General features: G+C 34.0%; 13 protein-coding genes. All 13 read left to right on the forward strand.

What is annotated here, in order from left to right:
- Positions 1–288: 288 nt before the first annotated feature.
- The 13 genes from BXY75_RS00135 (at position 289) to BXY75_RS00195 (ending at position 10,641) form a co-directional block, all read left to right on the forward strand.
- The gene (locus BXY75_RS00135; RefSeq protein ID WP_121905685.1) at positions 289–945 is read left to right on the forward strand and encodes a hypothetical protein; all 657 of its coding nucleotides are present in this window, start codon (positions 289–291) and stop codon (positions 943–945) included.
- A 333-nt stretch (positions 946–1,278) separates the two neighbouring features.
- Positions 1,279–1,677: a hypothetical protein gene (locus tag BXY75_RS00140; RefSeq protein WP_147437205.1), complete on the forward strand. Its 399-nt coding sequence runs from the start codon at positions 1,279–1,281 to the stop codon at positions 1,675–1,677.
- Between the two features lie 256 nt (positions 1,678–1,933).
- Positions 1,934–2,212, forward strand: a complete 279-nt coding sequence (locus BXY75_RS00145; protein ID WP_121905687.1) for a hypothetical protein — start codon at positions 1,934–1,936, stop codon at positions 2,210–2,212.
- 16 nt (positions 2,213–2,228) lie between these two features.
- Positions 2,229–2,897 (forward strand): hypothetical protein, encoded by a 669-nt coding sequence (locus BXY75_RS00150; RefSeq protein ID WP_121905688.1) that lies wholly within the window; start codon positions 2,229–2,231, stop codon positions 2,895–2,897.
- A 255-nt stretch (positions 2,898–3,152) separates the two neighbouring features.
- The gene (locus BXY75_RS00155; protein WP_121905689.1) at positions 3,153–3,797 is read left to right on the forward strand and encodes an alpha/beta hydrolase; all 645 of its coding nucleotides are present in this window, start codon (positions 3,153–3,155) and stop codon (positions 3,795–3,797) included.
- A 283-nt stretch (positions 3,798–4,080) separates the two neighbouring features.
- Complete coding sequence (locus tag BXY75_RS00160) at positions 4,081–4,803, forward strand: hypothetical protein (protein ID WP_121905690.1); 723 nt, start codon at positions 4,081–4,083, stop codon at positions 4,801–4,803.
- A gap of 4 nt (positions 4,804–4,807) precedes the next feature.
- On the forward strand, positions 4,808–5,698 hold the full coding sequence (locus tag BXY75_RS00165; protein WP_121905691.1) for a 5'-methylthioadenosine/S-adenosylhomocysteine nucleosidase family protein: 891 nt from the start codon (positions 4,808–4,810) through the stop codon (positions 5,696–5,698).
- Positions 5,699–5,966: 268 nt separating this feature from the next.
- Complete coding sequence (locus tag BXY75_RS00170) at positions 5,967–6,752, forward strand: hypothetical protein (RefSeq protein WP_121905692.1); 786 nt, start codon at positions 5,967–5,969, stop codon at positions 6,750–6,752.
- 290 nt (positions 6,753–7,042) lie between these two features.
- Positions 7,043–7,369 (forward strand): hypothetical protein, encoded by a 327-nt coding sequence (locus tag BXY75_RS00175; RefSeq protein ID WP_121905693.1) that lies wholly within the window; start codon positions 7,043–7,045, stop codon positions 7,367–7,369.
- A 161-nt stretch (positions 7,370–7,530) separates the two neighbouring features.
- Entirely contained in the window at positions 7,531–8,058 is a 528-nt protein-coding gene (locus BXY75_RS00180) for a hypothetical protein (protein ID WP_245962894.1), read from the forward strand.
- A 293-nt stretch (positions 8,059–8,351) separates the two neighbouring features.
- A complete protein-coding gene (locus BXY75_RS00185) occupies positions 8,352–9,467 on the forward strand; it encodes a formylglycine-generating enzyme family protein (protein WP_121905695.1) in 1,116 nt (371 codons plus the stop codon).
- A gap of 385 nt (positions 9,468–9,852) precedes the next feature.
- Positions 9,853–10,017 carry a hypothetical protein gene (locus tag BXY75_RS17045; RefSeq protein ID WP_170152825.1) on the forward strand — a complete coding sequence of 55 codons (165 nt, stop codon included), beginning with the start codon at positions 9,853–9,855 and terminating at the stop codon, positions 10,015–10,017.
- Between the two features lie 231 nt (positions 10,018–10,248).
- Positions 10,249–10,641, forward strand: a complete 393-nt coding sequence (locus tag BXY75_RS00195) for a hypothetical protein (protein ID WP_121905697.1) — start codon at positions 10,249–10,251, stop codon at positions 10,639–10,641.
- The last annotated feature ends 311 nt before the right edge of the window (positions 10,642–10,952 follow it).

The raw sequence follows: 10,952 nt of genomic DNA on the forward strand, positions 1-10,952 counted from the left end.
AAGATCTGTTGAACTTATTAAAATATTAGAAAACGATAATACAAATACTTAAAATAAATAACGAAAGCACAACCACGAATATGCAATCATGGCTTGTTTGGAAATTGAATTGAAATTGCTACTTTTAATCAAAATATGAGTCGTCGGAACAATCCGAACTCGCTTGCCCTTCTGAGTCTCACGCAGCCTCGGAGAATTTAGCCGAAACGAACGATTGATGGCTGAGCTGCTTCAAGCCGCACGCTGCGCCAGGCGCCACGATTCATATTCAAACCCGTTACCACACATTTGAGAAAAACCAAGGACATATTAATATTTATTTTTGCATTAATAGTAATTTCTGTATTTGGATATGGAGTTTTTTTATATTTCTATACACAGAAAAAATATGCAGAAATTCCTGAGAATAAAATCGAATTAGTTTCGGAATTACAATCGGAAATTAATTTAAACTCGAATTTAGTTGAGTTTCTTGATAATCCAATTGACCTTTTAGCTTTCAAGAATAAGAAAGGAATGGAATTTACAACAAACGTAACTAGTGGAACTAAATATTATCACCAACCGAAAATTAAAGATTCGATTTTTTATGTTTACTATTATCCTGACTTTAAAAAAGAATCTATTAAAATAGACCAATTTGTTGTTTTTAAACACGGAGAAAATAAACACACTTACGAAGACCAAACAGAAACCTTAATTGAGTTTCGAATTTTTAATCCAGATTCTGATTTAGAAAAGGCCGATCTTTACGGATTAACAAAAACGGAATTGGAATCTGAATTTGGAACTGATTATCTGACTCTTGATAACGGAATCGCTTACTCGAATAAAAATAAGGTTTTGATTATTGAACTTAACAACTCAAAAGTAAAATCGTTTAGATATATAAAACTAAATACGGAAAATATTGATCAAGAATTAATTAGACTAATAGTAGAATAAAAACGTGTGGTAACAACGTATAATAATCATGGCTTTTGGGCTACAAAGTACTGTGTTTACTGCAAATAATTGACTATATTGGTTTCTGAAAAATCGAGGAAGCTTGCCTTTCTGAGTCTCACGCAGCTCCGAATAATTGGAACTAAAAGAAGAACAGAACAACTGTCGCTGCTTCAAGCCGCACGCTGCGCCAAGCGCCACGATTATTATACAAACCCGTTGTAGGTAATTTAGAAAAAATTAGTAATGAATTATATCACAATCATTTTAATTCTGCTTGGATTGAGTATATTCTTTTTTTTTATCTATCGAAGAATCCTGAATGGCAAATATTTGAAAGAAATAGAACTGAGTTATCCTAACTCTATCGCGTTTATGGCTGATGTATATTTCTCAAAATTACATATCCTAAAAAGTATAAAACTCAATATATTATTTGATAAAAAAAGCTTTGTGATTTACGGATATGATTATTATAACACGAGACAGACTAAATTTCTTTTTTCTAGCGATCTAGAACAGTTGACGAACGTTCCGTCACTTTTGCCTACTTATCAGGTATCGGATTTTGAATTATTAAAAGTAGATACTCTGATATTAAAAGGTAATGGAAATGAAAAGATCACGGCCGATCTTAATCGGAATATCAATTTGAAGCAAATTATAATTGACAATGAATTACTGAACCTGTTAAATAATCTGACTTCGAATCCAAATAATAAAATTCAGTAAAACTACCTACAACCACGAATATGCAATCATGGCTTAGTGGGAAATTACATTGAATTTATTACTTTTAGTCAAAATATGATTCGTCGGAATAATTCGAACACGCTTGCCCTTCTGAGTCTCACGCAGCTTCGGAGAATTGAGCCGAAACGAACGATTGATGGCTGAGCTGCTTCAAGCCGCACGCTGCGCCAAGCGCCACGATTCATATTCAAACCCGTTGTGGTGCATTTGAAAAACATCGATAAATAAGAAACATATGAGTAAAACATTTGAAGATTTAGGATTAAAATTTGATTTTGATAATAGTTGTGTAACTTGCAAAGACGGTTCTTGTCACGCAATGGTTACATCTAAAAAAGATGGAAAAGAATATTCCGTTCATATTTCTACTGACAAGGAATTGAACGAATTTGAAATTTTTGCATCTCAATCTTCTTCAACATTTAGTGGTTTAGAAGTTCACGAAACGTTTACTGACGAGAATGAAGCTGTTGAATTTTTGTGCAGAACGTTCGAAAACTTTAAATGTTTCTAAAAATTAACTAATAGATATGGAAGATTGTTTTATAATATGCCCTTTAGGTGGTGCTCATTCGGAAATTCGAAAAAAATCGGACAAGATATTAAGGCACGTTTTCCAACCTGTTTTAGAGCAAAATGAATACAAAGCAATTAGAGCTGACCAAATACCAAAAGTAGGTTTAATTACAACTCAAATAATTAATCTTATTTTGGAAAGTCCATTGGTAATTGCCGATTTGACCGATTCTAATCCTAACGTTTTTTATGAATTAGCAATTAGACACGCTATTCGAAAACCATATATTCAAGTAATTACAAAAGGACAAAAGATTCCTTTCGATTTAAGCGGAATTAGAACTATTGAGATTGATATTACCGATTTGGATAATGTGGAAATGGCAAAAAAAGAAATTGAAAATCAAATTTTGGAATTTAAAAAAGGTCATATTCCTGACTCACCAATCTCTGTTGCTTCCTCTGCAAGATTATTACAAAACGATAGTGATTTAGCTGAAGAAATAGCTGAAAGATTAAGTTATATCGGACGAAGAAACTATACTGATTATAGTTATGGCGATATTGAAAAAATCGACTTAATAGAAAGAAAATTATGGTCATTTAGAGAATTCGGTTCAGTTAATTTGGAAGACTTGAATTTAAAACTTGATTCTTTAATCGAACTACTGAATAAAAAATAAAAACGACACCACAACAATGTATAACGCTTATGCCTAAGAGTATTGTAAACTGTGAGATTCTTACAAATAAATGTCTATCTTGTAGGTCGGAATAAAACGTAAAGCTTGCCCTTCTGAGTCTCACGCGGCTCTGAATAATTTGGAAAAAAGAACTAACTTAGTCGTGGTCGCCGCTTCAAGCCGCACGCTGCGCCAGGCGCCACAAGCGTTATACAAACCCGTTACCCACAATTTTGAAAAAAAATTCGCGAATCAATGAAAATAAGTCTATTAATTGGAATTCTTTTTTACTCAACTTTATTTACGTGCGGAAACAAAAATGATGACCGATTTATTTTCTTCCTTCATAATCGATTTTTAGAAGAACACGAACTGAATGATTTACATCCCGAATTCGGACGAACTGAATACGACGAAATTATAGCTGAATTTGAAAAAAGTGGTTTAAATGTTATTAGCGAAAAAAGAAACGGAAATGTAAATGCAAGAGAATACGCAGTCGGAATCGTAAATCAAATTGACAGTTTAATAAAAATTGGAACTGAACCTCAAAAAATAACCATAGTCGGAACTTCAAAAGGTGGATATATAGCACAGTACGTTTCAACCATAGCAAATAATAAAGATTTGAATTTTGTATTTATCGCAAGTTTTAGGAATAATGACATTCAAAATATACCTGAAATCAATTATTGTGGAAATATTTTGACGATTTACGAAAAGTCCGACCCATTTGGAGTTTCTTCATTGGAACGAAAGAAAAATTCGAATTGTAAAATAAAACACTTTAAAGAAATCGAACTGAATACAGGAATGGGACACGGTTTTTTATTCAAACCTTTAAAAGAATGGATTGAACCGACAATAAAATGGGCGAATGGAAATTATAACTCGGAATAAAAACTGTGGGTAACACCGTATAATAATCATGGCTTTTGGGCTGCAAAGCACTGTGTTTACTACAAATAATTGACTATATTGGTTTCTGAAACATCAAGGAAGCTTGCCTTTCTGAGTCTCACGCAGCTCCGAATCATTGGAACTAAATGAAGAACAGAACAACTGTCGCTGCTTCAAGCCGCACGCTGCGCCAAGCGCCACGATTATTATACAAACCCGTTGTGCGCAATTATAAAAAAACATTGTAACTTTAATTTAAATACATAACTAAAAATAAAAAAATATGGCCGATTTCAGACTAGCATCATCATCTTACAATGAATTAACCAAATTAATTAAAGCATATAGTTCGAGTCCTAAAGGTGCTAGTCTAGATGACATCAGTCAAGCAACAGCAATGCACAGAGTTGTCATTAGTAAAAACAGCAAGTTTCTTGTTGGTGCAGGCATTATAGAAGGCGGTAACACCAAAAAGCCGACTGAAATAGGTTTAAATCTTGGAAGAGCTTTATCCTTTAATAAACCAGAAGAAATAAAGAAACATTGGAGGACTATCATAGCAGAAACTGATTTTTTTAAGAAAATGCTTACTGTATTGGAAGTCAAAGGTGGAATGTTAGAAAGTGATTTTATTGGACACATTGAATATTCGTCTGGACAAAGCAAGACTAAAGAATCTCGAGCTGGGGCAGGAGCTGTGGTTGAAATTTTAAAAGAAGCAAATTTGATTGAGGAATCAAATGGCAAAATAATTTCTTCTAATAAACTTGAAGAAACCCAAAGGGAAAAAGACGAAGTTGTAGATAGCATTGTGGAAAAGGTTCATACCGAAAATACAAAAAAGGAGGAAGAAAGTTTAACATCCCAAATGAGCAAAAAAATATCAACAAATAGAGGAAATGGTGTAACTATAAATTTAAATATACAACTGACAGTTCCCGAAACTACTGACGAAAAAGTTTACGACAAATTTTTTGAAGCTATGAAGAAACATTTACTTTCATAGGTAAATGATAGAAATAACTCAAATACTGGTTAATGCTTCTAAATTTGGAAAAGAAGCTCGTGAGATTCTCGGAAGTCCAAAAATTGTTTCAAGTCCAGAGCTATATTTTGACATTGGCATTATTACAGCAACCGATGAAGAGTTTAATTCTTTCGTTGTGTTATTGGAAGAATGTGAGGAATTTAATACTGATTTAAATGATTCAACCATTTACTATGAAGGCAAAATCTCTACAAATAATGGTGTTAAAAAAATAATTCTACCATATCCAATATCAATGGGTGTTGAAGCAGTAGTTTCAACAACCAGCAAATTGCTTACTCAATTCAATCTTAAATATCTATTTATGGTGGGCATTTGTGCTGGAAATAAAAATGTAACTAACATTGGAGATGTGATAATTGCGGAAAAATCTTTAAACTATAATGAGATTGTAGAAGTTCAAAAAGAAGATAAAGATGTAAAAAAGAAATTTAGGCAGAACGCAGACTCAATTGACAAAAACTTAAAATCAAGATTATCTTTGTTTACTAAACAAATCGACCTTCCAAAAATTAAAGGCAAATATAAGGATAATTCGGATTTTACTAAACCTCTAAAATGCCACATTGGACTTATGGTCTCTGGTAGTTCGCTTTTAAGAAGTGATAGCAAAATAAAAGAAATAAATGAGGACTATCACGGAATCAAAGGAATGGATATGGAAACAAATGGCTTTTATTTCACGTCTTCCCATTCACTAAAAGATAGCAAACCTAAATTTGTTTCTATAAAGTCGGTTTCGGATTTTGGCGACTCAACAAACCATAAGCTTTCTGGAGAAAAAAGGAAAAGTTACGCACTTCACACTTCGTCAACTACATTATTAGAATTCATATTTAATCACGTAAAATAACTGCGCACAACAACGAATATGCAATCATGGCTTAGTGGGAAATTGAATTGAAATTCCTATTTTTAATCAAAATATGATTCGTCGGAATAATCCGAACTCGCTTGCCCTTCTGAGTCTCACGCAGCTTCGGAGAATTGAGCTGAAACGAACGATTGATGGCTCAAGCTGCTTCAAGCCGCACGCTGCACCAGGCGCCACGATTCATATTCAAACCCGTTGGCATTCATTAATAAAATCACCGTAAAATTAACTAGATAAAAAATAATTAATGTATTCAAAAGAAATAAAAGACCTACAAGATAATATTAAACAAGCACAGAATAACATTAGAATAAATAGAGCTAATATGGCTCAATATAGAGAAAAAAAGGCTCCAAAACATTATCAAGATTCTGGAAAAAGAAATATAGAATCACAAAAAAAACTAATTGTAAACTACAGAGAAAGAATCGCATCTTATAGAGAAAAGAAACAAAAACAAAAAAGTATGGGTAAAGGTATTGACTCTTTTAAAAGAGAATTAGGAAAAAACACTGGGAAATGGGTCAGTAACAAAGTTTTTGGAGATGGTCATTCAACACCTCATAGAGTGAATATCAAAACTGAAAAACAAAAAACACAAAGTGAGAATCGAAAAGATATTTTTTCCAAAGGCAAAGAGTTTTTATCTAATGAAAATTTGTTCGGAGATAAAGAAGTGATTTTAGGCTTTAATAAAAAAACAGATAATATTGTTGAAACTCCAATCCCAAATGATAAAGAGGATATTATGAATTTAGTCAATTTATTATTGTCTACAATAAAAGCGAATGGTTGGAAATCTGGAGAAAATGAGAAACATATAAATTCTCTATCTGATGCGTGTTTGACGAAATTAGAACAATGCGAAATCAAACTCATATCAATGAATGAAATAAATCAAGCAACCTATGTAGAGAACGAAATCAAAAAGCTGAAAAAGAAAAAGTTGATTCAGAAATATATGATATTCGTTGGAATAGGCTTTTTATTCCTAATCGGTTTTATTTCATATCAATTAGGTCTCTGGAAATAACGAAATGCCAACCACGAATATGAAATCATGGCTTGTTTGGAAATTGAAATGAAATTCCTACTTTTAATCAAAATATGATTTGTCGGAACAATCCGAACACGCTTGCCCTTCTGAGTCTCACGCAGCTTCGGAAAATTTAGCCGAAACGAACGATTGATGGCTGAGCTGCTTCAAGCCGCACGCTGCGCCAAGCGCCACGATTCATATTCAAACCCGTTGTGTGTAATTTTCCGTAACATTTTCTCAGAATTCATACTTATAGATTAATAAAAATATAAAAATTGAATTGTATGCTTAAAAAACTGATTTTATTTGTCTTTGTTATTCTTTGCTTTTCTTGTAAAACTGATTCGAATAACGGATTCAAAGGAAAATGGGTAAACACCGAAAACGAAAAGAAAATAATCGTGATTTCAAAGATTGGAGAAAATTATACGATAAATATAAATGACAGAGAAAAATATTCAGCAATTGAAAATAATGGAATTCTAAAAATCATTGTCGAAAATGATTCCATTAATGCTAAAATTGACAGTAATAAGTTTCTGGTAATAGAGAACGAAAAATTTAAAAAACTGAACGGAAGATATACGAATCCTGGAGCTGGAATCTACTGATAAAAACTACACACAACCACGAATATGCAATCATGGCTTAGTGAGAAATTGAATAGAAATTCCTACTTTTAATCAAAATATGATTCATCGGAATAATTCGAACTCGCTTGCCCTTCTGAGTCTCACGCAGCTTCGGAGAATTGAGCCGAAACGAGCGATTGATGGCTGAGCTGCTTCAAGCCGCACGCTGCGCCAGGCGCCACGATTCATATTCAAACCCGTTGTGCTTAATTTCAAAAATGACATTTCTTCCAATACAATTTCGGACAAAAATCAAATTCAGCGACTACGAAAAGCTGAACAAATCTGATATCCTTGATAAAATCGAGAATTATCTAGAATTGAAAAACTATAATTATGTTGTTAGAAAAGAAAACAGTATAGTATTTCACAAATCCAATGCTTGGACATCATTTGATTTTAAATCATTTTTAGTCAGTGGAATTGTAAAGTTAAAAGAGAGGAAGGACGGATTTGTAATAATTAGTGGAAACTGGATGGTCTTTCTGATTGCAATACCCTTTATTCTGATATTATTATTAAGCAAATCTGATTATTCAACTCTTGACGTAAACGACATTCAAATAATTGAATATTCCTTTGCGACTCTGTTTGGAGTAAATATGATAATCCGATTTTTTGCGCATCTGATTTTTAAGTATAAAATTAAAGATCTGATTAAAAACTAAGCACAACCACGTATAATTTTCATGGCTTTTGAGCTGCAAAGTACTGTGTTTACTGCAAATAATTGACTATATTGGTTTCTGAAAAATCGAGGAAGCTTGCCTTTCTGAGTCTAACGCAGCTCCGAATAATTGGAACTAAACGAAGAACAGGAAAACTGTCGCTGCTTCAAGCCGCACGCTGCGCCAAGCGCCACGATCATTATACAAACCCGTTAGCAAAAATTAAAGACAGAAAACCTATTAAAAAAGGTATGCACTAATTAAAAATAAGTTTAACCATTAAAAAATAAATTATGAAAAAATCACTTTTAATCCTTTTTACCGTAGTATTTGCACTAACAAGTTGCAGTAAAGACAATGACCCAGTAGATAATACTACTGTACCAACATTAACCACCTTAGACATTACAGACATTACACCCACAAGTGCAACAAGTGGTGGAGATATTACAGCTACAGGTGGAGCAGACATTACCGCAAAAGGCGTATGTTGGAGTACTTCACAAAACCCTACTATATTAGATTTTGCAAGTGACCAAGGCGGAAACCCAAGCAATTACACCAGTAATATAAGTGGTTTAACAGCAAACACCACTTATTATGTGAGAGCTTATGCCACTAATAGTAAAGGAACGGGTTATGGGAATGAATTAGAGTTTATAGCAGAAAACATCTTTCCTGGCGAAAAAGTAAGTGTAGCAGGTGGCACTTTTCAAATGGGCAGTACTACTGGGGGTGCAGATGAAGCACCCGTACACAGCGTAACGGTAAGTAACTTTAGTATAAGCAAACACGAAATTACCAATGCCCAATACGCTATTTTTATGAACGACATAGGAGCCAATATAGATGGCAGTTTTAATGGCGTAGAATATTTAGATATGGACGGTGCAGCAATTCAAATAAGCCATACAAGTGGTAGTTTTATGGTGGATCCAGGCAAAGAAAACTTCCCTGTAATAGAGGTAAGTTGGTTTGGAGCAAAAGCCTATTCCGAACATTACGGAGGCAGACTACCTACCGAAGCAGAATGGGAATTTGCTGCAGAAGGTGGTGCCAGTAGCGTTGGTTACATCTATTCTGGTAGCAATACTATTGATGATGTTGCTTGGTACACTACAAATTCAGGAAGTGCTACGCACCCAGTTGGTACAAAAAGTGCCAACGAATTAGGATTACACGATATGAGTGGTAATGTATGGGAATGGACAAACGATTGGTATGCTAGCGACTATTACAGTAGTAGCCCAAGCAACAATCCACAAGGTCCTTTAACAGGTGCTAGCCGTGTTTTTCGAGGCGGTAGTTGGTTCAGCATTGCCAGCAGCTGCCGTGTTGCCGATCGCAATAACAACGACCCAACGGGCACGTTCAACAGGTTGGGCTTCCGCCCAATATTTTTTCCATAGTTCAAAGTTTGCTATTGGTTTTTTTTGAGCTAAAGAGGTTTAGCCTCCACGGAGGGAGGGAGGGACGACCGACAACGGCTAAACCGTAAGGAATATAAATACCGCAAAGCGGTCAAATTTTTATTTAATAATTGGGTATACCACTTTTACCCAATTATTAAATAAACTAACAAAAATTAGCAAAAATTAAAATGAAACACTCAATAAAAGAATCTGTCGGAATTTATTTTGAGAAAATTAATTCTGGATCAATGGAAATTTCTGATTTGAGAAAAGCACTAGAATCTGATAATTTGGAAAAGCATGAGATTGACATTATCGTTAAAAGAGTAGATCGTGATCTTATGAGAATGGAAGTTCAAAAACAAAATTACTCATATGGAAAATGCTGTTTTTTGGAGGTCTGATTATTATGCTGACTGGAATACTTATAACAGTTTTCACTTACATCGGAATTTTTGATTTAGGAAACTCCTTTATTGTTGCATATGGACCTGCATTTGGTGGTTTAGGAATGGCAATCACAGGAAAATTGAAAATGAATAATTAACTTTTGCTAACACCGTATAATAATCATGGCTTTTGAGCTGCAAAGTACTGTGTTTACTACAAATAATTGACTATATTGGTTTCTGAAAAATCGAGGAAGCTTGCCTTTCTGAGTCTCACGCAGCTCCGAACAATTGGAACTAAATGAAGAACAGAAAAACTGTCGCTGCTTCAAGCCGCACGCTGCGCCAAGCGCCACGATTATTATACAAACCCGTTACCCAACATTAGAATGAAAATCCAATACGAATCAGAAAATTATGAAATATGGACAATGGTTAATGATATTACTTTTGACCGAAAATTAGAATATGAAACCGCATTTGATGGAGTTGTAAAAGTATATAGTTTAAAAACGAACAAAGAGAATCTAAATGATCTACTGATTGGTAAATATTTTGGTTCCTTTATTCATAATGCTGAACAAGGTGTTTTTTTACGAATGTTTAAAAGCAAAAAATCTTGGCCGAAAACCAGACTTGTCTATCTGAATTTTAAAACTGAAAAATTGAGAGTAATTAAAAAAACAAGATCATCTTATGATATTTGGAAAGGAACTGACTTAGGAAACGGAAGGCACTCAATTGAAATAAAACCGACTGAAAAAATTAAACATCAAATCTGATAGTATTAACGTTGGGTAACAACGAATATGCAATCATGGCTTAGTGGGAAATTGAATTGAAATTCCTACATTTAATAAAAATATGATTCGTCGGAATAATCTGAACTCGCTTGCCCTTCTGAGTCTCACGCAGCTTCGGAGCATTGAGCCGAAACGAGCTATTGATGGCTGAGCTGCTTCAAGCCGCACGCTGCGCCAGGCGCCACGATTCATATTCAAACCCGTTACCTGCAAGCAGAAAAAAAATAATGACCGCCAAAGAATTTATTAATACTCTAGAAATAATCAGTCAAGACTATTTGAGAGAAATT

Source organism: Ulvibacter antarcticus, from assembly GCF_003688405.1.
GTDB classification, from domain to species: Bacteria; Bacteroidota; Bacteroidia; order Flavobacteriales; family Flavobacteriaceae; genus Ulvibacter; species Ulvibacter antarcticus.

Bases quoted from the DNA above. Each gene is read 5' to 3' on its own strand.
- BXY75_RS00145 (WP_121905687.1), top strand. From the start codon at position 1,934: ATGAGTAAAACATTTGAAGATTTAGGATTAAAATTTGATTTTGATAAT.
- BXY75_RS00150 (WP_121905688.1), top strand. From the start codon at position 2,229: ATGGAAGATTGTTTTATAATATGCCCTTTAGGTGGTGCTCATTCGGAA.
- BXY75_RS00155 (WP_121905689.1), top strand. From the start codon at position 3,153: ATGAAAATAAGTCTATTAATTGGAATTCTTTTTTACTCAACTTTATTT.
- BXY75_RS00160 (WP_121905690.1), top strand. From the start codon at position 4,081: ATGGCCGATTTCAGACTAGCATCATCATCTTACAATGAATTAACCAAA.
- BXY75_RS00165 (WP_121905691.1), top strand. From the start codon at position 4,808: ATGATAGAAATAACTCAAATACTGGTTAATGCTTCTAAATTTGGAAAA.
- BXY75_RS00170 (WP_121905692.1), top strand. From the start codon at position 5,967: ATGTATTCAAAAGAAATAAAAGACCTACAAGATAATATTAAACAAGCA.
- BXY75_RS00175 (WP_121905693.1), top strand. From the start codon at position 7,043: ATGCTTAAAAAACTGATTTTATTTGTCTTTGTTATTCTTTGCTTTTCT.
- BXY75_RS00180 (WP_245962894.1), top strand. From the start codon at position 7,531: ATGGCTGAGCTGCTTCAAGCCGCACGCTGCGCCAGGCGCCACGATTCA.
- BXY75_RS00185 (WP_121905695.1), top strand. From the start codon at position 8,352: ATGAAAAAATCACTTTTAATCCTTTTTACCGTAGTATTTGCACTAACA.
- BXY75_RS17045 (WP_170152825.1), top strand. From the start codon at position 9,853: ATGCTGTTTTTTGGAGGTCTGATTATTATGCTGACTGGAATACTTATA.
- BXY75_RS00195 (WP_121905697.1), top strand. From the start codon at position 10,249: ATGAAAATCCAATACGAATCAGAAAATTATGAAATATGGACAATGGTT.